Genomic DNA, 24,866 nt, shown 5'->3' with positions numbered 1-24,866 from the left:
GTACTAGCGCAGCGTTTCAACGACATCCATGAACCGCTTGACGCGGCTCGCGTCAACGGCATTCCAGGTATTGCCGTCAACCTTGAAGTGGGTTCCGATCACGCAGCCTTGCGCCATGGAGAAGACGTCGCGGATGTTGTCGATATTGACGCCTGTGTTGGCAAAAACCGGAACGTCCTTGACCGCGTCGCATACGTCACGCAGGTCCGATTGGTTCGCCGGCTGCCCGGTGATCGGACCGGAGACGAGGATCGCATCGGCGAGCGAGGAGAACACGGCGCTCTTGGCGCGAAGCGCGATGGGGCGCTGGTCGAGCGAGTGTGCAAACTCGGCATTAATATTGAAGAGCATCTTCATGTCTTTGCGGCCGAGATTGGCGCGAAGGCGGGCGGCCCCCGCGCAATCGGGCTCCCACATGCCCATGTCGGATGCGAAAAGGCCGGTGAAGATTTCGCGCACGAAGCTTGCGCCGGTCACCGCGCCGATCGCAACGCTGGACAGTGGATCCCACAGATAGTTGACGCCGAAGGGTACTTTGAGTGATGGCTTGATTGCCTGCACGACGGCTGTCATCGCCGCGATGCTTTCCGGTGATCCTTTGAAAACATAAGGGCGGTCGTTTTCGTTTCCGAACATGATGGCGTCGACGCCGCCAGCCTGGAGTTTTTCGACATCGGAAGCGACGTCGTCGATCAGCTTCTGCAGGCCGCCATCCATGTTATATAGCGGCGAGCCGGGCAGGGCGCCGATATGGGCCATCGCGATTACTGCCTTCTTGCGATCTCCAAAACACTCAAAAACCATCGTCAAATCCTTCAGCGGCGCCACGTTGTGCCACCCGATGCTACGGGCGGCCTTTGTTATGCTTGTCACGTCCCTGTGGGAGCAGGGGTCGCGCACGGTACGGTCGGCGTTTTGCGTCGGGCCGAAACCATGACCTGCCTGAAACATAAACAGCGAAACGAACTTAATCAAACAAAAAAAACATTTGCGAAGTTAGATTTTGTTGGATACGGTTTTGAAAAATCACAATGAGGAGCAGCTATGTCACAGCCCATCTTTCCCGAGCTTGGCGGTCGCCGCGCATTCCTGACAGGCGGCGCGACCGGCATTGGCTTTGCCATAGCGCGGGCGCTTGCAGCGCAGGGTGTGACGGTTGCGATCGCCGATATCGACGTCGAGGCGGCAGAGCGCGCGGCCACGTCCATTGGCGGTGGTGCAGTCGCCGTTGCGATTGATGTTCGCCAGCGCGCATCCGTCGACGCGGCGTTCGCCAAGGCCGTTGAAGTGATTGGCGGCTGCGAGATCGTCATTGCCAACGCCGGAGTCTCCACAATGCAGAAGGCGCTGGAGCTGACCGACGAGGAATGGGACTTCAACTTCGACGTCAACACCCGCGGCATCTTCCTGACCAATCAGATTGCCGGACGCCACCTGGTGGCGCAAGGACATGGCTGCATCGTCAACACGGCATCGCTGGCCGCCAAGGTCGGTGCGCCGTTGCTGGCTCACTATTCCGCAAGCAAGTTCGCCGTTCTCGGCTGGACTCAGGCCTTTGCTCGTGAGCTTGCGCCCACTGGAATTCGTGTCAACGCCGTGTGCCCCGGCTTCGTCAAGACCGGCATGCAAAGCCGCGAGATCGAGTGGGAAGCCCGTCTGCGCGGCATCAGCGCCGAACAGGTTTTCAACGAATATGTCGGTCAGACCCCGCTCGGGCGCATCGAGACGCCGGAGGACGTCGCCGACGTCGTGGTCTTCCTCTGCTCCGACAGTGCCCGCTTCATGACCGGCCAGGGCATCAACGTTACCGGCGGCGTCTACATGACCTGACCGGTCGTCGGGTCCGTGGCGACCCGGCCTCGCATTCGTTACGGCATCATACGGAAATCGACGCATGGCCTCGATCGACCTTCGAAGCGTATCCAAAATTTACCCGAATGGCGCACACGGCGTCCGCGACGTCAGTCTCAAGATCGAGAATGGCGAGTTCGTCATCTTTCTTGGACCGTCGGGCTGTGGAAAGTCGACGACGCTGAGGATGATCGCCGGGCTGGAATCGATCAGCTCCGGTGACCTTGTGATCGGCGACCGGAACATGAACCGGGTAGCGCCGCGCGACCGCAACGTCGCGGTCGTATTTCAGAGTTACGCGCTCTATCCGCATATGAGTGTTCGGGCGAACATGGGATTCGGTCTCAAGATGCGTGGCGCATCGGCGCAGGAAATTGCCGCCAAGACCGAAACCGCGGCGAGCATGCTCGGCCTGTCCCATCTTCTCGATCGCAAACCTTCGGCGCTTTCGGGCGGCCAACGCCAGCGCGTCGCGCTCGGTCGCGCCATTGTTCGAGAGCCGGATGTCTTCCTGCTCGACGAGCCTTTGTCCAACCTGGATGCGCAGCTGCGCGCCGAGATGCGGCTCGAACTGGTGAAATTACACCGCAGGCTTGGCCGTACCACAATCCATGTCACCCACGACCAGGTGGAGGCAATGACGATGGGGGATCGCATCTGCATCATGCGGGACGGTCGGCTGATCCAGGCCGGCAAGCCGCTCGACGTGTACGCCGACCCCGTCAATATGTTCGTGGCGCGCTTCTTGGCAAGCCCGGCAATGAACCTGCTGCCGGTCACCCTCCGCGACCTCGACGGGACGCTCACCATCGAAGGCCATGAAGGCTTCCGCTTTCGCGTGCCCGAACGTCATCGCGCCGCCTATGCGTCGAAGACGGGTGAGAACCTCATTTTGGGTTTGCGGCCGGAAGATATCTACGAGCAGCCCAGAGGCGACGGAACGCAGCCTTTTGGACTTCGGGTCACCGCCGTGGAAGCGCTTGGGGCCGAAATCATAGTCGTCGGTACGGTTGGCGGTAGCACAACCGCAAAACCGATAGAGGTCACGGCCCGTCTTGGCCGTCACGCGCAGGTCACGGTCGGGGAGGCGGTCGTCCTCCACGCGGATCTGCTGCCCGCCCATCTGTTCGATCCGACGAGCGAAACGGTGATTGCGAGGCCAAGTGTCAGGAGGCCCGCATGACGCCGGAGGATCAAGAAACACCCTTTCTGCGGCGCTTCGGTCTTCATCTGGGACTTGTATTCGTTTGTCTTGCGGTGCTGCTGCCGCTTCTTTGGGTCTTGAGGGTAAGCCTCATTGCGCCGGAACAATCCTACAGCACGGACCTGTTTCCCGGCTTGTCGACGGAAAACTACCGCGCGCTTCTTTCCGGTCGGTTCGGCCAGTCCTATTTCAACAGCATCATTGTTTCCCTGGGCTCCGTCATCATCGCCCTGCCATTCGCGGCCATGACGGGATATGCCTTCGCCCGCTTTTCGACCGGCGGCCGCTTCGCCCGCTTTCTCATGCTCGCCACACAGATGCTGCCACCCGTTGCGCTTGTGCTGCCGAGCTTCAGCCTGCTGAGGGGACTGGCGCTGACCAACAGCCTGACGGGTCTCATCATCGTCTACGCCGCGATCAACCTGCCGTTCCTCAGCTGGATCCTGATGGGCTTCTTCAAGGCGATCCCCGTCGATCTCGAATGGGCTGCGATGACGGACGGCGCAACGGCATGGGGTGCGTTCTGGCGCATCGTCCTGCCGGTATCGCTGCCGGGGATGGCAGCGGCCGGGGTGCTCGGTTTCATCCTGTCCTGGAACGAGTTCCTCTTCGCCCTGGTGCTGAGCGGACCCGCCACGCAAACCATTCCGGTTGCCCTGGCATCGCTTCAAACCTCGAACGGCGTCCAGATCGGCAATGTCGCGGCCGGCGTCATTCTCGCCATCCTGCCGCTCGTCGTCGCCTCGCGCTTTATCCAGCGCTTCATCGTGGAAGGCCTGACCTACGGGAGCGTGAAGTAGCGCTCGGACACTCATGCATGCCCGCGCCAGCCGGCGCGTCGAAACAAAAAGAAGGAAAAGCGAATTATGAAATCTTCAGCATGGAATAGATCATCATATGCCGTCGGCCTGCTTGCTGCGACCGCCCTGAGCATGTCGACGATGGCGGCGCAAGCCGCTGACGTTACGCTGCGTGCGCTTATGGAGGACGTCCCCGAAACCCGTATCATCGAGGCGTTGCTGCCGGAGTTCACCCAACAGACGGGCATTAAGGTCGAGTTCGAGAAAATCGGTTACCCCGATATGCATGACAAGCTGGTCACCCAACTCGTCAGCGCCGAAAGCTATTACAATCTGCTCGAGGTCGATTTCCTGTGGGCAGGCGAGTTCCCGGCTGCGAACTGGCTGGTTGATCTTAAGCCGCTTGCCGAGGCGTCCAAGTTCGACCTCGAACCGTTCGTCCCCTCCATGCTCGACCTTCTCGGCCGGACGGCGGAAAAAATGCCGATCTTGCCCATGTACAATTATTCGATGGGTCTGATCTACCGGACCGACCTGCTCAAGGATGAAAAGCTGAAAGCTGCCTACAAGCAGCAGACCGGCAAGGATCTCGCCGTTCCTGAGACGATTGAGGACTACGTTGCGATATCCACGTTCATGAAGGCCAATGCCGGTGTGGAAGGCGCTGCCATGCAGGGGCAGCGCGGTGACCCCAATGCGATGGAGTTCTCGAACTACCTCTTCTCATCGGGCGGCAAGTACCTCAATGACGACCGTTCGATTGCGCTCAACAGCCCCGAGGCGGCCAAGGCGCTTGGCCTCTACATCAACAACATCAAGAGCGGAGCGCAGCAAGGCGCGCTTTCCGCAACGCTTGACGACACGTTGCGTCTGATGTGCAGCGGCAAGGCCTTCAGCATGGTCACCTACTGGTGGATGCTGCCGCAGATCGACGATGCCAAGGCGTGCCCCGAAGCGGCCGGCAAGGTGGCGCTCTCGGTGATGCCGGGCGGCCATGGCGAAAGCGGTGGCTGGGGCTGGGGTATTCCACAGAATACGCCGGCCGATCAGCAGGGAGCGGCATGGAAATTCATCCAATGGGTACAGAGCAAGGACGTATCGGTGAAGCGTGCGCTGCAAGGGCATGCACCTGTGCGCACCGACGTGTTTTCCGATCGGGCGGTATTGGCCAAATACCCTTACTACAAGACGGCGCAAGCCGTGGTTGCCAGTGGCAAGTCCTTCCCGATCTTCACCTACTCGGCTGAATACGAAAACGTAATCGGCACGCAGGTCTCCACGGCCGCCAGCGGCGGAACAACGGTGGAGGAAGCCATCAAGGCGTCGTCCGACGGGCTCAAGGAACTCATGAGCCGCTGATAGAGCGAGAAGAACGGCAGCGGCCTCGCGTCGCTGCCGAATTTCTGGAAGACAGGGAATGACGATGGCAGGATTCGACAGATTCGATCGCGAATGGCGCACTGGCTGGGCATTTGCAGCGCCCGGCCTTGCCCTGCTTGCCGTTGTCATGGGCTTCCCGCTTGCCTATTCGGTTCTGATGGCGATCTCGTCATTGACCTTGCTGAAGCCCGGCCTTTTCCCTCTGACGGGCCTGGACAATTTCGCGACCGTCCTCGGTGACAAGCTGTTCTGGAATGCGCTTTTCCTGACTGTCCGTTACTCGGCCATAACGGTCATCGGCGAGTTCGTCGTCGGCCTTGCGATCGCACTCATGCTGAAACGCACGGTGCGGATGAAGCCGATCTACTTCGGCATCCTGACCATCCCCATGGCCATGTCGCCGATCAGCGTCGCGCTAATATGGAAAATGCTCCTGCAACCCAATCTCGGTATCGTCAACCATCTCCTGGAAACGGTCGGCCTGCCGCGCATCGACTGGCTCGGCAATGCAAACCTGGCGCTGTCGACAATGGCTTTCGTCGACATCTGGCAGCAGACGTCCTTCGTTGTCCTTCTTCTTGCCGCGGGTTTGGCAGCCCTGCCGAGCGAACCCTACGAGGCGGCCGAGGTGGACGGTGCGAGCGCCTTTCAGCAATTCTTCTACATCACGCTTCCCATGCTCCGATCCGTGGCGGGCATCGCAATCATCATCCAGCTTATCAACGAGTTCAGGACTTACGATCTCCCCTATATCCTGACACGCGGTGGACCGGGCACCTCCACCGAGGTGCTCAGCTACTTCGCCTATCGCAAGGCCTTCCTCGGCCTGTCGCTGAACCAGGGGGCTGCAGCGGCTTTCTTCCTTTTGCTGATCGTCCTTGTGCTGACGGTATTCTTTTTCCTCCGGCTCGAAAAAGCCGACGCGACAGGCCGCTGAATTCGGCGCGTGCATGCGGAGTTCTCGGACGATTACAGGCCGAAGAGCCTCCTGAACTATCATGACAATTGAATTGTCGGCACGCCGCTCCTGTGCCAACATCCCGTTGGGAGGAGTGCTTGTGGACTTGACCTTATCGCACATTCGCGAGATCGAACGCGTCGGCATGGGCGCGGTCAGCCCTCGCGACACGCCCGTTGTTCAATCCTGGCTGCGCTGTCTCAACGACTACAAGCTCGACCCGACCGTTGCTCAGGAAGCCTACATCGTTCCGGAACTGAAGCTGCGCGAACACCGCGAGCAGGCCGAGGAGCTGATCAGGATCGGCCGCTCCGGGCTGGAGGCACTGTTCAACCAGATCGCCGAGCAGAATTACGTGCTGCTGTTGTCAGATGCGCGCGGCGTCACGGTCGACTTCATGGGCGATCCAACCTTCGACAATCAGCTGCGCCGGGCCGGGCTCTATCTCGGTTCCGAATGGTCGGAAAACCGGGCGGGCACCTGCGCGGTCGGAGCCTGCATCGTCTCAGGCGAGCCGGTCATCATCCATCAGGACGATCATTTCGATACCAGCCATATTGGGCTGACATGCACCGCTGCACCGGTCTTCGACACGCTTGGTGATCTGACCGCGGTGCTCGATATCTCGCAGCTCCGCTCTCCGACAGCCAAGACGAGCCAACAGCTGGCGTTGCATCTGGTGGCGTCGACCGCGCGGCGTATCGAGTTTGCAAACCTCATGACGCGCACACGCAACGACTGGGTGTTGCGTCTTGCCCGCTCGCCGGAATTCCTCGATGTCGATCCGGATGCCGCCGTCGCACTCGACGGCAGCGGTCGCATCACGGGCATGACGCATGGCGGGTTCAGCGCGCTCGCGCGCTCGATGAACCTGCGTGGTCTTTCCACTCGTGATTTTCTGGGCCAGCCCATTTCTCAGGTTTTCGATATCGACGTCGATGATCTGCCACGCTTCATGCGCGGCCGGCCGAATGGCGAGCGCTTGATCAAGGCCCGCAATGGATTGGTGTTGTTTGCCAGTGCCATCGCGCCGGCCGTCAACCTGCGTGCACCTGCTTCGCCGGAGCCGCGCCTGCCGCGGGCACTGAGAGACCTGAGCCAGGGAGATGCAGCGATGGAGCGCGTGCAGATGCGCGCGGCAAAGCTCGCCGCCCGCGACATCCCGATCCTCATCAAGGGTGAAACGGGCAGCGGCAAGGAGTTTCTGGCCCGTGCCATCCACGAGAGCTGTGAGAACCCCGGCAATTTCGTTGCCGTCAACTGCGCCGCGATCCCGGAACACCTCATCGAATCCGAGCTCTTCGGTTACGCGCCCGGCGCCTTTACCGGTGCCAGCCAGAAGGGCAAACGCGGTCTGATCGAAGAGGCGAACGGCGGTACGCTGTTTCTCGATGAAGTGGGTGACATGCCGCTGGTGCTGCAGAGCCGGCTGCTCCGCGTGCTCTCGGAAAACGAAGTGCAGCCCGTCGGCGCGCTGAAGGCACGACCGGTGCGCCTGCGTGTCCTCTCCGCCTCGCACCGCGACCTGGGCGAACTCGTATCGGAAGGCCGTTTCCGGCAGGATCTCTATTATCGCCTCAATGCCGCGACGCTCAGCCTCCCGGCGCTGCGCCAGCGGGAGGACCTCGGCTGGTTGATCGGCCAGCTTCTCGGTCGCATCGCAAAGGACAACGGTGAGGCATACCGTCTCGACAAGGCCGCACGCGCCGCTCTGCTCGCACATGACTGGCCGGGCAATCTCCGCGAACTATCAAATGCGCTCCGGTTCGCGGCCGCCCTGTGTGATGATGGCCTTATAACGCTCGACTGCCTTCCGGATCACCTTTTCGCCGGCCCTGTTCCCGTGGCAGAAGGCGGCGGCGAGCTGCGTCGCGCCCTGAGCGAATGCGGTGACAATATCTCCGCACTCGCGCGCAAGCTCGGCGTCAACCGCTCGACCATTCACCGACGGCTGAAGCGGCTCAACTGATGCAACGGCTGCAACACCTGTGGCAGCTCGCCTGTTGCGTCCTCGAATCTTCGAAAATCTCAGGCGCCCTAATGCACTGATAAAATTCAACAAACTGGCGACATAACGGTCTGGCACGACGCTTGCTGACCTTCCTGTGCAAGCACAACACAGGAGGGAATGCAATGAAAGCTCTGCGCTTTCACGCTGCCAAGGATCTGCGCATCGAACATGTCGACGCTCCACCACAGCCCGGGCCGGGACAGGTGCTGGTGGAAAACCGGTTCTGCGGCATCTGCGGGACGGACCTGCATGAATATGCCTATGGGCCGATCTTCATACCGAAGGAGCCGCACCCCTTTACCGGTGCCCATGGTCCGCAGATCCTCGGTCACGAATTCGGCGGCGTCGTCCAAGCCGTTGGCGCGGGCGTCAGCCATGTGAAGCCCGGCGACCGGGTGTCGATTCAGCCGCTCATCATGCCCCGCCACGGGGATTATTATGCCGATCGCGGGCTGTTTCACCTGAGCGCGAACCTCGCGCTTGCCGGCCTTTCCTGGCATTCGGGAGGAATGGCGGAGGTAGCCCTTCTCAATGACTACAACGTCCAGCCCATTCCCAATGCGCTGAGCGACCAGGAAGCGGCGCTGATCGAGCCGACGGCGGTTGCGGTCTATGCCTGCGATCGCGGCGGCGTTACCGCCGGCAACAGCGTGCTCGTCACCGGTGCCGGGCCGATCGGCATTCTCGTTGCCATGGCCGCGCGGGCAGCCGGAGCGTCACGGATCTTCCTATCCGATCTCAACGACACGCGCCTGTCGCTGGCGCGCGACGCGCTGGGCGATATACGCACCATCAATCCGAAGACGGAAAGGGTCGGCGACGTCATTCGCGCCGAGACGGAGGGTGGCGTCGGTTGCGACGTTGCCATCGAATGTGTCGGTAACGAACACGCTCTGAAGAACTGCGCGGATGCGGTTCGCAAGCAGGGCGTCGTCGTTCAGACGGGGCTACACCCCGGCGAAAACCCGCTGAACTGGTTCGACGTCACCTTCAAGGACATCGACATCAGGGGCTCCTGGGCCTATCCGACGCACTACTGGCCCCGCGTCGCCCGGCTGATCGCCAGCGGCCAGATCCCGGCAAGCCGGATTGTCACGAAATATGTCTCGCTCAGCGAGGCTGTTGAGGAGGGGTTCGACCAGCTGCTCGATCCCGCCGGAAAACACCTGAAGATCCTGATCGACCTTTCCCGATAGGCCGATCCGTGCATGCGGGCGCGGTTGAGGAGCCGCCCCGCTTCCCAACAGAGCTGGAGGAGAAAACAATGCTCGACAAGACACCCACCACCCGCGTCCAGGCGCTGCTCGATACGTTTGGTGCCGCCCTTCAATCCGGCCGCATCGAGGATGCAGTCAATCTCTTTGCCGAGGAGTGCTATTGGCGCGACCTCGTCGCCTTCACCTGGAACATCAAGACGGTCGAAGGGCGCGACCAGGTCCGCGATATGCTGCAGTCGCAGCTTGCCGGCACGAAGCCTTCCAACTGGCGCGTTGCCACCGGCGAAGAGGCGACAGAGGCCGATGGTGTGCTGGAAAGCTGGATCTCGTTCGAAACGGCGACCGGCCGCGGCTACGGTCTCGTGCGCTTCAAGAACGGCCTTGTCTGGACGCTGCTGACAGCGCTGGCGGAGCTCAAGGGCCACGAGGAAAAATCCGGCTTCACTCGACCGCTCGGCGCCAAACACGGCCAGAATCTCGGAGCGAGAACCTGGAAGGAAGAGCGCGAATACGAGGAGCGCACGCTCGGCTATGAGACGCAGCCCTATGTGGTGATCATCGGCGGCGGGCAGGGCGGTATCGCGCTTGGCGCGCGGCTGCGCCAGCTCGGCGTGCCCGCCATCATTCTCGAAAAGAACGACCGGCCCGGCGATAGCTGGCGCAAGCGCTACAAGTCGCTCTGCCTGCACGACCCGGTCTGGTACGATCATCTGCCCTATATCGATTTCCCGAAAAACTGGCCGGTGTTTGCTCCGAAGGACAAGATCGGCGACTGGCTGGAATTCTATACGAAGGTGATGGAGCTGAACTACTGGACCCGCTCTGCCGCCAAGTCCGCGAAATGGGATGAGGCAACCAAGGAGTGGACCATCGTCGTCGACCGGGACGGCGAAGAGGTGGTGTTGAAGCCGAAGCAGCTCGTCTTTGCGACTGGCATGTCAGGCAAGGCGAATATTCCGGACTTCAAGGGACGTGAGCGTTTCAAGGGCGAACAACACCACTCCTCGCAACATCCGGGCCCGGATGGCTACAAGGGCAGGAAGGTTGTCGTTATTGGCTCGAACAACTCGGCCCATGATATCTGCGCCGCACTCTATGAGGCGGGTGTCGACGTGACCATGATCCAGCGTTCGACCACCCATATCGTCAAATCCGATACGCTCATGGATATCGGCCTTGGCGCGCTTTACTCCGAGCAGGCGCTCGCCAATGGCGTGACAACAGGCAAGGCCGACCTAATCTTCGCCTCGCTTCCCTACAGGATCATGCACGAGTTCCAGATCCCGCTTTACGACAAGATGCGCGAACGCGACGCCGACTTCTACGCGGCGCTGGAAAAGGCCGGCTTTCAGCTGGACTGGGGCGCGGACGGCTCGGGCCTCTTCATGAAATACCTTCGCCGCGGCTCGGGCTACTACATCGATATCGGCGCCTCGCAACTCATCATCGATGGCAAGGTGAAGCTTGCGGCGGGGCAGGTCGACGAGATCACCGAGAATTCCATAAAGCTCTCCAACGGCACGGAAATCCCGGCTGACGTCATTGTCTACGCCACAGGCTATGGCTCCATGAACGGTTGGGTCGCCGACTTGATCGACCAAGCAACGGCAGACAAGGTCGGCAAGGTCTGGGGGCTTGGATCGGATACGCCAAAGGATCCCGGCCCCTGGGAAGGCGAGCAGCGTAACATGTGGAAGCCGACGCAGCAGGAGGCACTCTGGTTCCACGGCGGCAACTTGCATCAGTCACGCCACTATTCGCAGTACCTTTCGCTGCAACTGAAAGCGCGGCTCGAAGGCATCTCCACGCCGGTCTACGGCCTCCAACCGGTTCATCACCGGAAATAGACCGGCATTGCGGCGGGCACCGGCCGCTGGTGCCCGCCGCAGCGCTTAGGCCGCGGTTCGTCGCGGCCGTTCCCGATCCAAATCGGCATGTTTGAATCGTTGCCGGTAGTGGCTTGGCGGCAGCCCCTTGGCGACACGGAACTGGCGGGCAAGATGGGCTGCGTCTGAAAAGCCGCATTCCGCTGCGATGTGGCTCATGGGCAGGTCGGTTTCGACAAGCAGCCGGCAGGCTTTGCCGATGCGCAATTGCGCAACGTACTCACTGATAGACATGCGCGTGCTGCGCTTGAACACACGCTGAAGCTGGCTGTCCGTGAGGTGGGTGAGCGCGCAGAGCGGCGCAAGCCGGAGCGGCTTGTCGTAATGGGCATGCAGCCATGCCAGCACCCGACGCATCCTTTCGCGGTCGCGCGGGTTTTCGCCTGGCTGGACCTCCCCCGCTGCAAGATGTCGGCGCTCGGCATTGGCGAGCTCGAGAAGGATTGCCTGAAGCTCCAACGCTTGCCGCGCCGGAGACAGGGTGCCGATGGCCAGCATTCGCGGGCGCAGCAACCGAACGGTCTCGGCTGAGAATTGCAGACCGCGCCCAGCCTCCGCTGCAAGTGCAGCAAGCGAGCCATATTCCGGCATCAGGCTCGTCAGCCCTTCGACCCATTCGCGGGTGAACCAGCAAATGATCGCCCTGTGCAGTCCGCCTTCACCCGCAAGCGCCTCAGATTGCCACGCGTGAGGGAGATTCGGTCCGAGCAGCACGAGATCTCCGTCGTCATAACGCTCGATCTGATCGCCGACGAAACGCATGCCCCGGCTGCCGACCGTCAGCGTCAGCTCGAACTCGGGATGATAGTGCCAGTTGAAGGGGAAATCGGGCAATTGCCGATCAAACAGCAGCCATGAACGGTCGGGCGGAATTGTAACGGTTTCGAACCACGGCTGCATGGCCGGGAGCTCCTTCGGCTCGACTGTGAATGCGGTAATCATACAAAACATTGCGGCCGGAAGGAATGGCGCACGCCCTCCCTGGTTCGTAATTTGCCGCTCACAGTTGGGAGAGGGCAGCTATGGACGGTACAATAAAACCGGATGTTGTGATCGTCGGTTCAGGCGTTGGCGGTGGCGCAGTGGCCCGGCAGCTGGCGGGATCGGGTGCGAAGGTGCTGATCCTCGAGCGCGGCGATTTTCTGCCGAACGAGCCGGAGAATTCGGACGCGGAGGCGGTTTTCGTTCAAGCCCGGTACCGAACACGCGAAGAGTATCAGGACGAGTCAGGACGCCGGTATCGTCCCGGCCAATACTATTATGTCGGCGGACACACGAAGTTCTACGGCACGGCGATGTTCCGCTTTCGCGAGAGCGATTTTCGTGCTGTTGCCCATGAAGACGGAACCTCGCCTGCCTGGCCGCTCTCCTATGCCGAGCTCGAACCCTGGTATGACGCTGCCGAGCGGCTTTTCGGCGTACATGGACAGGTCGGGGAGGACCCGGCGGAGCCGCCACGTTCGGCCGAATATGCCCACGCCGCGGTTCCACACGAACCCATCATCGCCGATATGATCGACCGGCTGAAGGGCCAGGGGCTTCGGCCGTTCTCCATGCCGTCGGCTGTCGATTTCGGACCGGGCGGGAGCTGTCGCCGCTGCGGCACCTGCGATGCCTTTGCCTGTCGATATGGCGCGAAAGGCGACGGCGAGACGCGGCTGATCCGCCCGATACTTGCCCATCCCGACGTCACCTTGTGGACCAACGCGCAGGTCACGCGGCTCATTCCGGCATCGGATGGACGCATCGCCGCAGTGGAGATGGTTAGGGACGGGCAGACGCTACGCGTCGAGGCGCCGCTCTTCGTGCTGAGCGCCGGCGCCATCAATTCTGCGCTGGTGTTGCTGCGCTCGGCAAGCGGGAACCACCCCGAAGGCCTTGCCAATCGGTCGGGCGTCGTTGGCCGCTACCTGATGAACCATCATCTCACGGGTCTGATGGGGCTGATGCCGTTTCGGGTGAATGATACGAAATTCCCCAAGACGCTGACAGTGAACGATTTCTACCACGGCCTGCCTGGAGACGCTGCCGCACGGGGCAACATCCAGATGCTCGGCAACATCCAGGGGCCGATGATCCGTTCGACCTACTCGTGGATGCCGCGCACCCTGGCAAACCTTCTGGGGCGCCACAGCGTCGATTGGCTCTGCATGTCCGAAGATCTGCCACGGGCCGAAAGCCGGGTGCGGCTGCTCCAGGGCGACCGGGTCGAGATTGCCTATCATCCCGGCGATGTCGCAGCCCATGACCGGTTCGTGCGCCACGTCCGCGCACGACTTCGAAACATATTTCCGGTAGTCCTGCGCCATTCCTTCGGCATCGAGGCGCCGTCGCATCAATGCGGCACGGTGCGCATGGGCGACGACCCGGCGCGCTCCGCGCTTGATGCGCTCTGTCGGTCGCACGACCACCGCAACCTCTACGTCGTCGATGCGAGTTTCTTCCCATCGTCTGCTGCTCTCAACCCGGCGCTGACCGTTTGCGCGCAGGCGCTTCGCGTCGGCGCCCACCTGCGCGACGCCTGGCGCAACGGCACGTTCGCCGCCTGATCCTGAAGGAGAAGCTTATGGCCCATGATTTCCTGTCACCGCTCACCGGTTCCTTCGCCATGCCCGCAGCGGAAAATCCGACCGTTGCCATGATCGAGGCGGCCTATCGGCATCACGGTCTCAATTGGCGCTACCTCAATTGCGAAGTGGCCCCCGAAGGCCTGGGCGATGCCGTGCGCGGCGCGCGCGCCATGGGCTGGAGAGGCTTCAATTGCTCGATCCCGCACAAGGTTGCGGTGATCGACCATCTCGATGGCCTCGGTGAATCCGCTCGCATCATCGGTGCGGTCAACACGGTTGTTCGGCATGGCGAACGGCTGATCGGCGAAAACACCGACGGGAAGGGCTTCGTGACCGCGCTCCGTCACGTTGCCGACCCGACCGGCAAGCGCGTCGTGCTGCTTGGAGCAGGCGGTGCCGCTCGGGCGGTCGGGGTCGAGATGGCGCTTGCCGGTGCCTCCGAGATCACCGTGGTCAATCGTGACGCTGCCCGCGGCGAAGCGGTTGCCGGCATTGTCGATAGCCAGACCCCTGCCAAGGGGCGGTACCAGCGATGGGAAAGCCGGTATCGCCTGCCGGAGGGAACCGACATTGTCATCAACGCCACTTCGGTCGGGCTCTTCCCCGACGTGACGGGCATTCCCGACATTGATCTCGACAGCCTTCGACCAGACATGATCGTCGCTGACGGCATTCCCAATCCACCGCTGACACCCTTCTTGAAAGCCGCCCAGGCGAGGGGATGCCGGACAGCCGATGGTCTCGGCATGCTGGTCAACCAGGGCATCATCGCCATCCGCTATTGGACGGGCATCGACGCCGACGGCGATGTGATGCGCCGGACGCTGCTCGACCTCGGGCTTTAGGGAGACGCGTGATGCTTCAAGCATCTCCCTGATCGCCCGGTCCTACTCGGCTTCGTTGCGATAGCCGGCAGCCAGCTTGCGGCAGGCGCGTAGCGTCAGCGCCATGACGGTCAGCGTCGTGCCCGCCGTTCCGCCGCCCGGAAAAGCGCTGGCGTCGGTGACGAGAAGGTTCGGAACGTCCCAGCTCTGGTTCCAGCTGTTGAGCACGGAATTCTCGCGCGTTGTACCCATGCGCGCGCCGCCGCTCTCGTGGATGGCCGCGCCCATGACCATGGTCTTGCGAAACCATTTGCGAAACAGGAAGCGGCTCAGCGCATCGGCTTCTGGGAAGGCACCACGGCCCATTTCCTTGAGGCCGAGGGGCGAACCGATGAAGTCGAGCTTGCCGCCGGCGCCCTCGATCATGTCGATCAGCGTTTTTTCCTGCTTGCGGATCAGTTCGTTTTCCGTCTCGTGCATGACGCAGCGGATATGCGGGACCGGTATGCCCCAGGCGTCTTTGCGGCGCGCATCAAGCGTGACGCGATTGTCGGCGTGCGGCAGCATCATGCCGAAGCCGAAGAAGGCGAGGCTCGCGGCGTCATTGTTTCCCACCGGCGCGCGTCCAACGCTGCCCTGATAGGCGAAATCACCGCGCTGTGGCTTGCCGTCCACGTTTTCGAAGCGCGGCACGAAGATGCCGCCCGATGGATTGTAGAAGGGGTCCTGCGGCGCGGAATCGTCGTGCGACCAACCCTTGGCGGGCGGGTAGGTGCCGAAGGCGAGGCAAGGCAGCTGATCCATGAAATAACGGCCGAGCGTGCCGGAGCTGTTGCCGAGCCCGTTCGGGTGTTTCTCCGAAGCCGAGTTCAGGAGCAGGCGAATGCTTTCGATCGGGGAGGCGCAGAGAACGACGTTTTCGGCCCGAACCGTGTGAACGGCGCCAGAGTTGCGATCGATGATCTCGGCACCGGTCGCGCGACCGGTCTGCGGATCGGTGGTGACGCGGCGGACGATCGAGTCGTAGCGTATGGTGAGCTTGCCTGATGCCATCGCCTCGCGCAACGGGCGCGGCACGCGCTCGGCATCCGGCGCGATATAGCGCCACGAGACGACATGCCGCTCCGGCGCATCGCCCTCGACGGTCTTCTTGAAGAGTTCTTCCGCCGGTGTCAGCTTGGCGGGGCGGGAATACACGCCGTCGGGCAGTGTCGCGACGTGGTCCTCGTTGCCGTAAAGCCCCAGATGGCTTTCCGCCTCGGCGTAGAAGGGCGCGAGCTCGTCATAGGAGACGGGCCAATCGACGCCACGGCCGCTGCGGCTGTTGATCTTGAAGTCGTCGTCCGTCCAGCGCAGCAACACGCGACCGAAGCTGTGAAGACGGCCGCCGGCCTGGCGGCCGCGGATCCAGAGGAAGGGCTCGCCGCGCGGCGTCGTATAAGGGTTCTTGCGGTCGTTGACGAAGAAACGGCTGAAGCGCTCGGTGAAGAAGGCAGCGCGCGCCTGGATCGGCTGGCCCTTGATGGTGGCGCGGGCGCGCTCCCAGATGTTAATGGCGCTTGCCGGCGGCTTCTTCTTCGACGGATTGAAATCCTTCTTGCCGATCTCGGGGCCGGCCTCGAGCAGAAGAACGGAGAGGCCGTTCGCCGTCAGCTCCTTGGCGGCAAAGGACCCGGCAGCGCCGGAGCCGATCACCAGCGCGTCATACACTTTCTCAGACATGTCGTTCAAAACCTGACTTCATCAATGAAATAAAGGCGCAGCCCGTGAATGGGCCGCGAAGATGGCTCACAGACGGTTTGCGTCCTCGCCGAATAGCGATGCCTTCGAGAGATCAAGCCCAAGACCGATCTCATCGCCCGGCTGTAGATCGAGATCGCCCATCACCCGCAACGACAGCGTCGTGTCGTTCCAGCTGAGCCAGACAACCGTGTCCGAGCCCATGGGCTCGATGACCGAGACGCTGGCCGTGATCACGGCGCTTTCGCCCTTCGCCCGGATGGCGAGATGTTCGGGACGCAGGCCAAGGGTCGCCGGGCCTGGCTTGGGCTCGGAGGCAAAGGCATAGCTGGAGATATCGACCACAAGATCCGCAGCCTTGAAGAGCAGCTTGTCACCCTCGCGTTCGATGTTGCCATTTATGAAATTCATCGCAGGCGCGCCGATGAAGCCGGCGACGAAGAGGTTGGCCGGGCGGTGATAGATTTCCGCCGGCGTGCCCAATTGCTGGATCACACCCTCCTTCATGATGGCGATGCGATCGGCAAGCGTCAGCGCTTCCACCTGGTCGTGGGTGACGTAGATCATCGTGTTGCCGAGCTGCTGGTGCAGCTTCTTGATCTCGACGCGCAACTCGTTGCGCAGCTTGGCGTCGAGGTTCGACAGCGGCTCGTCGAAGAGGAAGACATCGACCTCGCGAACCAGCGCGCGGCCGATCGCGACGCGCTGGCGCTGGCCGCCGGAGAGCTCGGCCGGGCGGCGGTCGAGCAGCTTTTCCAGATGCAGCAGTGAAGCGGCGCGCTCGACGCGGCTGTCGATCTCGGCCTTCGGCAGGCCGGCGACGCGCAGGCCGAAGGAGAGGTTCTTGCGCACCGACATGCGGGGGTAAAGCGCATAGGACTGGAACACCATGCCGATGCCGCGATCCTTGGGCTCGTCCCAGGTGACGTTGTTGCCCGAAATCCAGATTTCGCCGTCGGTGATGTCGGCAAGGCCGGCGATGGCGTTGAGCAGCGTGGACTTGCCGCAGCCGGAGGGCCCGAGCAGAACCAGAAACTCCTTGGCGGCGATATCCAGCGACATCTTCTCGATCACCGTATGGTCGCCATAGGTGATCTTCAGGTCCTTGATTGATACAGCGGATTGCATTCAGCTTTACCCCTTGACGGCGCCGGCCGCGATCCCGCGGACGAACCAGCGTCCGGACAGGAAATAGATGGCAAGCGGAATGATGGCGGTGAGGATGGTGGCCGCCATGTTGACGTTGTAATTGCGCTCACCCATCGTCGTGTTGACGATGTTGTTGAGCTGTACGGTCATCGGAAGGTTGTCGCGTCCGGCGAAGACCACGCCGAGCAGGAAGTCGTTCCAGATGCCGGTGAACTGGAACATCGAGGCGACAACGATCATCGGAAGCGCCATCGGCAGCATGATCTCTACGAAGATGCGCCAGAAGCCGGCACCATCGACGCGCGCCGCCTTGAAGAGTTCTTCCGGGATCGTCACGAAGTAGTTGCGGAAGAGCAGCGTCACCAGCGGCAGGCCGAACAGCACATGCACGAGGATGATGCCACCCAGGCTGTTATAGAAGCCCATGACGGCCATGCCGCGCACCAGCGGATAGAGGAAGATCTGGTAGGGAACGAGCGCGCCGGCCATCAGCATGCCGAACATCATGCGGCCGCCCTTGGGCCGCCAGAAGGACAAGGCATAGCCGTTGATCGCGCCGAAGAAGACGGAAATGGCAACGGCCGGGACGGTGATTTTGATGGAGTTCCAGAAGCCCATGCGCACGCCGCCGCATTCGCTGCCGGCGCAGGCGCCGGACCAGGCGGTCTTCCAGGCGGTGAAATCGAGATGGAGCGGAAGCGCGAAGATCTGGCCGAGCCGGATCTCGTCCATTGTCTTCAGCGAGGTGACGATCATCACATAGAGCGGCACGGCGAAGAACAGGGCTGCGGAAATCAGGAAGGCATAGAGGCCGACGCGCGCCACGTTGAACTGTGTGGGCTTCGGGCCGCGGGGATGGGTCGTCATAGCGTACCTGCCTGGCGCCGGGCGCGGATGTGTTGGGCATAGCGGAACGGCGCGATGATGATCAGGACGGTGAGCAGCAGAACGGTGGCCGCAGCCGTCGCGAGGCCAAGGTTCTGGCGCTGGAACAGGTTGTCCATGATGAACTTCGCCGGCACCTCGGTGGCCGATCCCGGCCCGCCATTGGTGAGTGCCACGACGATATCGTAGGTCTTGATGACGCCCATCGAGAGTAGCGTGCCGGCGGCCGCAAAGGCCGGCGTCATCTGCGGCAGGATGATGGACACGTAGGTCCGCCACACCGGAATGCCGTCGATGCGCGCCGCGCGCCATTGCTCGCCGTCGATGCCGCGCATGCCGGCAAGAACGAGGATCATGACCAGGCCGGCGCCCTGCCACAGGGCCGCGATGACCACGGCATAGATCGCGAGGTCGCGGTTGATGATCCAGTCGAAGGTGAAGCTTTCCCAGCCGAGCGCACGCACGCTTGCCTGGACGCCAAGCGTCGGGTTCATCATCCACTGCCAGATCAGGCCGGTGACGACGAAGGACATGGCGTAGGGGTAGAGAAAGATCGTGCGGAAGGCGCTTTCGAAGCGCACCTTGCGATCAAGGGCTGCGGCGAGCAGGAAGCCGAGAAACAGACAGCCGAAGACGTAAAGAATGCCGAAGATGATCAGGTTCTGGAACGAGATCAGCCATTTCGCCGTCGCGAACAGCTTGGAATATTGCTCCAGGCCGACGAAGTTCCAGGACGGGAACAGCTTCGAATTGGTGAAGGATAGGGTCACCGACCAGACCATGGTGCCGAGATAGACGACGACCACCGCCGCCCAGGTTGGGATCAGGGCGATGAGCGCCGCCTTAGAGCGGTTTTGCTTCCGTTTCATCAGAGCGTCTTTGCGAAATGGCTTCGAAGACCGCCCGCGCCGGTGGTGCGACGCAGGCAGCAGCTGTCCGGTCTTATTCGAAAATCGCCGCGAACTGCGCGGCCGATGCGTCGATGTCAGCGGACGGATTTGCCCAGAACTCGCCGATGAAATCGGTCAGAGTGCCAACCTGTTCCGGTGTCGTGGTGATGGCATGCTCGGGGACGATCTTGCCGTCCGCCAGGAATGCCATGCCCTTCTGGGCGCAAACGTCGAACTTGGATTTATCGACATCTGTGCGCACGGGGATCGATCCCTTGTTGAGGGAGAAGTCGACTTGCACGGCAGGATCCATGACCACTTCGGCCAGCAGTTTTTGCGCTGCATCCTGGTTCGGATCCTTGGTCTTCATGTAGCCGAGGGCGTCGGAGATGTAGATCAGGCCAGGAGAGGCCGGCGAAATGGCGCAGCCGAAGTCCTTGTCGGCGACCTTGCCGGCGGCGGTGAATTCGCCCTTGGCCCAGTCACCCATGAACTGTACGCCGGCCTTGCCGGTGATGACCATTGCGGTCGCGTCGTTCCAGTTGCGGCCGGGGGAACCTTCGTCAACGTAGCTGCGCAGTTTGCCGAAGATCTCGAGCGACTTCTTGACGCCGTCCGACGTCAGTGCTGCCTGATCCTTGTCGGCATAGATCTTCATGAAGCCGTCCATGCCGACCTGCGACAGGAGCACCATGTTGAAGACCTTCACTTCCTGCCATGCCTGGCCGCCCCAGGCGATCGGTGTCAGGCCGGCGGCCTTCAGCTTGTCCATGTCAGCGAAGAAGGCGTCCCAATCCTTGGGCTCTTCGGTGATGCCGGCCTTGGCGAAGGCGTCCTTGGAGTAGAACATCCAGCTTTCGCCGTGAATGCCTGTCGGCGTCAGGTAAACCTTGCCGTCGTAGGAGATGTAGTCGTAGAGCGCCTTCGGAAGGACGTCCTTCCACTTGCCGGCGGCAGCCACCTCATCGATCGGGTTCATCAGGCCCTGTTCGATAAACTCTGCCGGGTCCTTACCGACGACGACCTGCTTTGCCGTCGGCGGGTCGCCGGCAACGAGGCGGTTCTGGAAGGCGGCATTGGCGTTTTCGAAGCCGGCCACGGTGGAGCTTTCCCACACGCCGCCGCGCTTTTCGAATTCCTTCTTGATCGCGTCGACGGCGCGGCCCTCGCCGCCCGAGGTCCAGGAGGTGAAGACCTCGGCCTTCAGTTTGTCATCGGCCTGCGCGAGGCCGACGGCGCCGAGCAGGATGGTGCCGGCGAGCAGGATTGTCATTCTCTTCATGGTTCCACCTCTTCATGGGCCCTCTTTGCGGGGCCGTTGGTTACAGGTTCGGTTAGCGATAGATCGGCAGTAGCGACTGCCGCACGAGGGTCAGGCCATTGGCGATATCGCCAACGGGATCAGGAGCGGCGTCGAGCTCGAGGATCGCCCAGCCGTTGAACTGGCGGTCACGCAGCAGCCGGATCCAGGCCGGCCAATCGACACGACCAAGCCCGAAGCCGCAGAAATAGGGGCGATGACGCTCGTGGATGTCTTTGCCGATCGGTGTGTCTGAAGGCATCTTGCCGATCGCGTCCTTCCAGTGCGCAATGACCATGCGCTCGTGATGGCGGTCGACGAGCTGGATCGGATCCGAGCCTTCGAGAATGATATGGGCCGTATCCGGGCACATGTGGACGTAGGTCGGGTCGGTCAACAGCATCAGCAGGTCGACGTCGCGAGCTGCAGCGAAGATCGAGTGTGCTTCCGTATGAACCGCGAGCTTGACGCCCTTTTTGTAGAGGATCGCGCCCAAGCGGTTGAGGAAATCGGCGATGATCTTGGCTTGGTCGAAATCGCGGAGGCGAACCGGTTCTGCACCCGGTGTCTGGCGCATCGGCGCGCCGATCACCATCACATCGCCGCCGCAGGCCTTGATAAAGTCGGCGTAGAGTTCAGCCTTGGCGATGATGGCGTCCTGTGCCGCCGCCTCGGTGAAGTCGCCCGATGCTTCCAGTTCCGCGAAGAAGCCGGATGCGAGCTGCAGGCCGCGCTTGGAGAGTTCGGCGGCGAAGCCTTCGACCGAGCCGTAGGTCTTGATGGCGTCCTGCCAGTTAAACGGCGAAAACGTCAGCTCGACGCCGGTGACGCCCGAAGCCTGGATACTGTCGAGGATCTTGTCCCAGAACTTGCGGGGTTCGGCCTTCGCATAGTCGACAATCGCATCATAGCTGTCGACGCCCCAGAATCCCGGGTGAAAGAAGGTCACAAGGTCTACCCCGAAACGTAAATTCTCTGTCGCAGCCACTGTCCGATCTCCTCCGGTCAAGCATGAGTCATCCGTCACGAATGTGTTTTCGCGCTGGAGTTTTATTTAACGAATTCAATATATTGGCACTTGGCAATCGATTGCCATGGCGCGATATTAGTCAGGCCGATAAAATATGCAACGGTTTTTTGCGAGTTTTTGGCAATCGTTTGCTATAACGGGATTCGGGAGAAGCGGCAGGTTTTGCCTGCGCTGGGCTAAGTGGATGGATCCATGAAGAAAATCGACGACAATCCACCTGTGGAGGGATCGTCCGCCTTGATGGCCGACGTGGCGCGTCTTGCTGGCGTCGCGACCTCGACGGTCAGTCGCGCATTGGCAAACCCCGGGCGGGTCAACGAGAAGACACGGGCAAGAATAGCCGCCGCCGCCGAGCAGCTTGGCTACACGCCCAATGCCGCGGCTCGCAATCTTCGCGTCGGCAAGTCCAACGTGATCATGATCATCTTGCCCGGCTCGCTGCACTATGGCGCCTCGCAGATCATTCCGCAGGTTCTCGATGCGGTGAACCGCACGCTCATCCGCAACGGCTATAACCTGATGATCGCCAACCTCGATCGAGACGAGAGTTCGGAGCGGCACATTCTCGATCTCGCCTTCGGCGGAACGGTGAGGGGCGCGCTCATCCTGTCATCGCAGTTACCGGTGGTTGCCAACAGATCGCTTGCGGAGGCCGGTCTGCCAATCGTGTCTTTGCTGCTCGACATGAGCGATACCGCGGTGCCGAGCATCGTCACCAATGATCGGCAGGCTGTGAGAGAGGTTGCGCGGGAGTTGCTGGCGCTCGGACACCGCCGGTTCTTCTACATTGCCGGTCCGACGGGAAATTACCATGACATCGAACGCTACGCCGGTCTGGTTGAAGCCTTGCAGGAAGCGGGCTTGTCGGAAGAGTATGTAACCCGCTCCGGCGGCGAACTATCGTTCCAGTTCGGCTTCGAAACGGGCCTGCGGGCCGCCGAGGAGTTTTCAACCCTTACGGAAAAGCCCACTGCCGTGGTCGCGACGAGCGACGACATGGCGATCTCCTTCATGAGCAGGGTCCAGAAGATGGGCTGGCGCGTGCCCAACGATCTGTCGATCGTCTCCTTCGACGGGTCGCCGGTCTGCGAATATTGCGCGCCGCCACTCTCCACGATCGAGCAGCCGATGGAAGCGCTGGGCGAGACCGCGGCAGAGCTCTTAATCCGGTGGATGGCGGACATCGAACGCCCTGAGGAAAGCCGCATCGTGATCCCCAGCCGGATCATTCGTCGCGAAAGCATCTCGCAAGCACCAAGCGCAACCGCTTTGGGGGAGGAGGCGCGCGGCCGAGCCGAGGATAAGCTCGCTCGGTAGATCTCGAGCCCAGTCGCGATGAACGGTGCGGAATACTGTGGCGGGTTCGGTCTTCAATGAACCGCCTCAAGCATCTAGGTCGCGGTTCCGAACGCGCCAAGGAGCTTTGCAAGCGCGCCTTCGTGGCGATAGGGAAATGTTCTCTGCACCAACTCCGGGCTCAGCCGAGGCTGAAGGCTGCGAGCCTCAACCTCGCATCGCCTTCGCTGTGCGTCGTCACCACGCAGTGCATGAGCGGCGGCGAGCAGAACAAGCGTCCGCCACGACTTGTCCGGAACATTCTCGAAATCGTCGATGGCAGCATCCGGACGGCCCTGCTGAAGCCGGATAATGCCCCGGACACCCCAGAACCATACAGGCGGATACTTCGACTTCCTGAAGCATTCCTCGATTTCGGCTGCGGCCTCTTCCAGATCACCGACGTAGTGAAGCAATTCGGCATGATCGGCGCGAATCTCTACATCGGTCGGAGCCAAGTCACGCGCCTTGACGTAGTGGGATTCTGCGCTGTCGTGGTTTCGCATCGACAATTGAACCAACGCCGCCGCGTAGTGGGAGAAGGCATGGTTGTTGTCGAGGCGCAAGGCAACGCGCGCGACTTCTTCGGCGCGATGAAGCCGCTCGATCACCCCTTCCGTGACGAAGCCGTAAGACAGTGCAATGGCGTACATCGCATGCGCGTCGATAAGCCCCGTATCAAGTTCCGTCGCTCTCTGGAAAAAACGTTCCGCTTCGGGCAGCCGATGCTTCGCGTCCAGCATCCTGCCATAAAGAAAATTCTCGTAGGCTGACCAGGAGGCTTGGGGCTTCGTGGCAATGGCCCCTGATGCAGTAGAGAGCACCTTGTCCACCACGAGCGACACGATTTCCGCGGCCGCCCATTCGATGGCTTCGATATCGCAATCCGCAGGAAGATCGAAAGGCCTCGACCAGAGGATGGATGTGGCCGCGGTGCGCAGGAACCGGACGTTCAAGCGAAAAGGACCCGCCCCGTGGAGGCTGATGCTGACCGTGTAGTCGAGTGGACGACTGCCTGTCTCACCCACCGGGACGGATGCGACGTCGATCCAATGCCGATCGGAAAGGAATTGTTCGAGGCTTGAGGTAATAAGCCCCATGACCTCCTGCTGATGGGGAAGGGCTGCGGACATGACCTCCACTCTGACCAGCACTTTTCCCCGATCAGACGATGTCGCCGGTTCAGCAGCGCGCGAGGGCTCCGCCTTCGCGGTTTCGGCGCAGTGCGGTTGCCAGTGCCAGACACGGACGGGTCGCTCGATATTCTTCAGACGTTTTTCTCCGCCCTCTACGAACTCGGCGCCGATCCGCGCGGCGATCTGGTGGTAGACACCCTCGGTGATGCAAAGCCCGCCAGGTGCAGCACCGGCTTCGACGCGAGAGGCGACGTTTACGCCGTCACCGAACATGTCGGAGCCATCAACCAGCACGTCGGCAAGGTTGATCCCAATTCTAAGAACCATGCGGGCGCTTTCCGGCTCGCATCGCGCCAGTTCGCCTTGGATCGCCATAGCGCATTCGACTGCCCCCGTGGCGGAATCGAAGACAGACAGGGTTCCGTCGCCTATCAGCTTGAATATCCTGCCGCCGTTGTCTTCGATGTTCGGTGCGATGATGTCGGTGTGCAATGCCTTGATCCGGGCAAGGGTCGTCTCTTCGTCACGCTCCATGAGGCGAGCATAACCAACCACATCCGTGGCCATGATTGCTGCCAGCCGTCGCTTGACAGGAACGCTCGCCATTCGCCCTCCGCGTAGTTCCCACAGATCGCATCCACGAGGCGTGGCGAGACTAGCACAGAACCGTTACCCCGTCGCGGAAGCGCCGGGGATAAAT

20 protein-coding genes are annotated in these 24,866 nt (G+C 61.6%); 11 read left to right on the top strand and 9 right to left on the bottom strand.

The window, feature by feature from the left end; genetic code table 11:
• Nucleotides 1-3: 3 nt before the first annotated feature.
• A complete protein-coding gene (locus QTL94_RS21285; RefSeq protein ID WP_065692238.1) occupies nt 4-804 on the bottom strand; it encodes a BtpA/SgcQ family protein in 801 nt (266 codons plus the stop codon).
• Nucleotides 805-1,044: 240 nt separating this feature from the next.
• On the opposite strand from QTL94_RS21285, the gene QTL94_RS21280 reads away from it, so the two are divergent.
• From QTL94_RS21280 to QTL94_RS21245, 8 genes are all read left to right on the top strand, one after another.
• Entirely contained in the window at nt 1,045-1,830 is a 786-nt protein-coding gene (locus QTL94_RS21280) for an SDR family NAD(P)-dependent oxidoreductase (protein ID WP_065692035.1), read from the top strand.
• A gap of 64 nt (nt 1,831-1,894) precedes the next feature.
• On the top strand, nt 1,895-3,034 hold the full coding sequence (locus tag QTL94_RS21275) for an ABC transporter ATP-binding protein (protein ID WP_065692036.1): 1,140 nt from the start codon (nt 1,895-1,897) through the stop codon (nt 3,032-3,034).
• Nucleotides 3,031-3,855, top strand: a complete 825-nt coding sequence (locus tag QTL94_RS21270) for a carbohydrate ABC transporter permease (protein ID WP_141683956.1) — start codon at nt 3,031-3,033, stop codon at nt 3,853-3,855. Before QTL94_RS21275 ends, QTL94_RS21270 begins: the two co-directional genes overlap by 4 nt.
• A 66-nt stretch (nt 3,856-3,921) precedes the next feature.
• Nucleotides 3,922-5,214 carry an ABC transporter substrate-binding protein gene (locus QTL94_RS21265; RefSeq protein WP_289803082.1) on the top strand — a complete coding sequence of 431 codons (1,293 nt, stop codon included), beginning with the start codon at nt 3,922-3,924 and terminating at the stop codon, nt 5,212-5,214.
• Between the two features lie 58 nt (nt 5,215-5,272).
• Nucleotides 5,273-6,172, top strand: coding sequence for a carbohydrate ABC transporter permease (locus QTL94_RS21260; protein ID WP_065692038.1), 900 nt, complete (start codon nt 5,273-5,275; stop codon nt 6,170-6,172).
• A gap of 166 nt (nt 6,173-6,338) precedes the next feature.
• Nucleotides 6,339-8,162 carry a sigma-54-dependent Fis family transcriptional regulator gene (locus QTL94_RS21255; RefSeq protein WP_065692240.1) on the top strand — a complete coding sequence of 608 codons (1,824 nt, stop codon included), beginning with the start codon at nt 6,339-6,341 and terminating at the stop codon, nt 8,160-8,162.
• A gap of 164 nt (nt 8,163-8,326) precedes the next feature.
• Nucleotides 8,327-9,400: a 2,3-butanediol dehydrogenase gene (locus QTL94_RS21250; RefSeq protein ID WP_065692039.1), complete on the top strand. Its 1,074-nt coding sequence runs from the start codon at nt 8,327-8,329 to the stop codon at nt 9,398-9,400.
• A gap of 68 nt (nt 9,401-9,468) precedes the next feature.
• Complete coding sequence (locus QTL94_RS21245; protein ID WP_065692040.1) at nt 9,469-11,268, top strand: NAD(P)/FAD-dependent oxidoreductase; 1,800 nt, start codon at nt 9,469-9,471, stop codon at nt 11,266-11,268.
• A 45-nt stretch (nt 11,269-11,313) separates the two neighbouring features.
• Here the strand turns inward: QTL94_RS21245 and QTL94_RS21240 are convergent, their stop codons facing one another.
• Entirely contained in the window at nt 11,314-12,249 is a 936-nt protein-coding gene (locus tag QTL94_RS21240; RefSeq protein ID WP_289803081.1) for a helix-turn-helix domain-containing protein, read from the bottom strand.
• 80 nt (nt 12,250-12,329) lie between these two features.
• Between QTL94_RS21240 and QTL94_RS21235 the strand changes: the two genes are divergently transcribed.
• Both QTL94_RS21235 and aroE read left to right on the top strand, forming a co-directional pair.
• Nucleotides 12,330-13,856: an FAD-dependent oxidoreductase gene (locus QTL94_RS21235; RefSeq protein WP_065692041.1), complete on the top strand. Its 1,527-nt coding sequence runs from the start codon at nt 12,330-12,332 to the stop codon at nt 13,854-13,856.
• 17 nt (nt 13,857-13,873) lie between these two features.
• Complete coding sequence (gene aroE / locus QTL94_RS21230) at nt 13,874-14,722, top strand: shikimate dehydrogenase (protein ID WP_065692042.1); 849 nt, start codon at nt 13,874-13,876, stop codon at nt 14,720-14,722.
• 42 nt (nt 14,723-14,764) lie between these two features.
• Here the strand turns inward: aroE and QTL94_RS21225 are convergent, their stop codons facing one another.
• The 6 genes from QTL94_RS21225 to QTL94_RS21200 all read right to left on the bottom strand — a co-directional run bounded on the left by QTL94_RS21225 (nt 14,765) and on the right by QTL94_RS21200 (nt 21,653).
• Nucleotides 14,765-16,423: a GMC oxidoreductase gene (locus QTL94_RS21225; protein ID WP_289803080.1), complete on the bottom strand. Its 1,659-nt coding sequence runs from the start codon at nt 16,421-16,423 to the stop codon at nt 14,765-14,767.
• Between the two features lie 66 nt (nt 16,424-16,489).
• Nucleotides 16,490-17,569 (bottom strand): ABC transporter ATP-binding protein, encoded by a 1,080-nt coding sequence (locus tag QTL94_RS21220; RefSeq protein ID WP_065692043.1) that lies wholly within the window; start codon nt 17,567-17,569, stop codon nt 16,490-16,492.
• Between the two features lie 6 nt (nt 17,570-17,575).
• Nucleotides 17,576-18,457: a carbohydrate ABC transporter permease gene (locus tag QTL94_RS21215; protein WP_065692044.1), complete on the bottom strand. Its 882-nt coding sequence runs from the start codon at nt 18,455-18,457 to the stop codon at nt 17,576-17,578.
• On the bottom strand, nt 18,454-19,344 hold the full coding sequence (locus QTL94_RS21210) for a carbohydrate ABC transporter permease (protein ID WP_065692045.1): 891 nt from the start codon (nt 19,342-19,344) through the stop codon (nt 18,454-18,456). Before QTL94_RS21210 ends, QTL94_RS21215 begins: the two co-directional genes overlap by 4 nt.
• Before the next feature lie 73 nt (nt 19,345-19,417).
• Complete coding sequence (locus QTL94_RS21205) at nt 19,418-20,647, bottom strand: ABC transporter substrate-binding protein (RefSeq protein WP_065692046.1); 1,230 nt, start codon at nt 20,645-20,647, stop codon at nt 19,418-19,420.
• Nucleotides 20,648-20,699: 52 nt separating this feature from the next.
• Complete coding sequence (locus QTL94_RS21200; protein WP_065692047.1) at nt 20,700-21,653, bottom strand: sugar phosphate isomerase/epimerase family protein; 954 nt, start codon at nt 21,651-21,653, stop codon at nt 20,700-20,702.
• Between the two features lie 234 nt (nt 21,654-21,887).
• On the opposite strand from QTL94_RS21200, the gene QTL94_RS21195 reads away from it, so the two are divergent.
• Entirely contained in the window at nt 21,888-23,012 is a 1,125-nt protein-coding gene (locus QTL94_RS21195; protein WP_065692048.1) for a LacI family DNA-binding transcriptional regulator, read from the top strand.
• A 74-nt stretch (nt 23,013-23,086) separates the two neighbouring features.
• On the opposite strand, the gene QTL94_RS21190 is transcribed toward QTL94_RS21195, so the two are convergent.
• Nucleotides 23,087-24,772, bottom strand: a complete 1,686-nt coding sequence (locus tag QTL94_RS21190) for an adenylate/guanylate cyclase domain-containing protein (RefSeq protein ID WP_065692049.1) — start codon at nt 24,770-24,772, stop codon at nt 23,087-23,089.
• Between the last annotated feature and the right edge of the window lie 94 nt (nt 24,773-24,866).

The organism is Rhizobium sp. S96, from assembly GCF_030382195.1.
GTDB lineage: Bacteria > Pseudomonadota > Alphaproteobacteria > Rhizobiales > Rhizobiaceae > Rhizobium.
Note: the sequence above shows the minus strand (reverse complement) of the source record. Positions and strands in the feature narration are given on the sequence as shown.

Bases quoted from the DNA above. Each gene is read 5' to 3' on its own strand.
- QTL94_RS21225 (WP_289803080.1), bottom strand. From the start codon at position 16,423: ATGTCTGAGAAAGTGTATGACGCGCTGGTGATCGGCTCCGGCGCTGCC.
- QTL94_RS21195 (WP_065692048.1), top strand. From the start codon at position 21,888: ATGAAGAAAATCGACGACAATCCACCTGTGGAGGGATCGTCCGCCTTG.
- QTL94_RS21265 (WP_289803082.1), top strand. From the start codon at position 3,922: ATGAAATCTTCAGCATGGAATAGATCATCATATGCCGTCGGCCTGCTT.
- QTL94_RS21280 (WP_065692035.1), top strand. From the start codon at position 1,045: ATGTCACAGCCCATCTTTCCCGAGCTTGGCGGTCGCCGCGCATTCCTG.
- QTL94_RS21220 (WP_065692043.1), bottom strand. From the start codon at position 17,569: ATGCAATCCGCTGTATCAATCAAGGACCTGAAGATCACCTATGGCGAC.
- QTL94_RS21250 (WP_065692039.1), top strand. From the start codon at position 8,327: ATGAAAGCTCTGCGCTTTCACGCTGCCAAGGATCTGCGCATCGAACAT.
- QTL94_RS21270 (WP_141683956.1), top strand. From the start codon at position 3,031: ATGACGCCGGAGGATCAAGAAACACCCTTTCTGCGGCGCTTCGGTCTT.
- QTL94_RS21255 (WP_065692240.1), top strand. From the start codon at position 6,339: ATGGGCGCGGTCAGCCCTCGCGACACGCCCGTTGTTCAATCCTGGCTG.
- QTL94_RS21205 (WP_065692046.1), bottom strand. From the start codon at position 20,647: ATGAAGAGAATGACAATCCTGCTCGCCGGCACCATCCTGCTCGGCGCC.
- QTL94_RS21215 (WP_065692044.1), bottom strand. From the start codon at position 18,457: ATGACGACCCATCCCCGCGGCCCGAAGCCCACACAGTTCAACGTGGCG.
- QTL94_RS21210 (WP_065692045.1), bottom strand. From the start codon at position 19,344: ATGAAACGGAAGCAAAACCGCTCTAAGGCGGCGCTCATCGCCCTGATC.
- QTL94_RS21235 (WP_065692041.1), top strand. From the start codon at position 12,330: ATGGACGGTACAATAAAACCGGATGTTGTGATCGTCGGTTCAGGCGTT.
- QTL94_RS21240 (WP_289803081.1), bottom strand. From the start codon at position 12,249: ATGATTACCGCATTCACAGTCGAGCCGAAGGAGCTCCCGGCCATGCAG.
- QTL94_RS21275 (WP_065692036.1), top strand. From the start codon at position 1,895: ATGGCCTCGATCGACCTTCGAAGCGTATCCAAAATTTACCCGAATGGC.
- QTL94_RS21285 (WP_065692238.1), bottom strand. From the start codon at position 804: ATGGTTTTTGAGTGTTTTGGAGATCGCAAGAAGGCAGTAATCGCGATG.
- QTL94_RS21190 (WP_065692049.1), bottom strand. From the start codon at position 24,772: ATGGCGAGCGTTCCTGTCAAGCGACGGCTGGCAGCAATCATGGCCACG.
- QTL94_RS21260 (WP_065692038.1), top strand. From the start codon at position 5,273: ATGACGATGGCAGGATTCGACAGATTCGATCGCGAATGGCGCACTGGC.
- QTL94_RS21245 (WP_065692040.1), top strand. From the start codon at position 9,469: ATGCTCGACAAGACACCCACCACCCGCGTCCAGGCGCTGCTCGATACG.
- aroE (WP_065692042.1), top strand. From the start codon at position 13,874: ATGGCCCATGATTTCCTGTCACCGCTCACCGGTTCCTTCGCCATGCCC.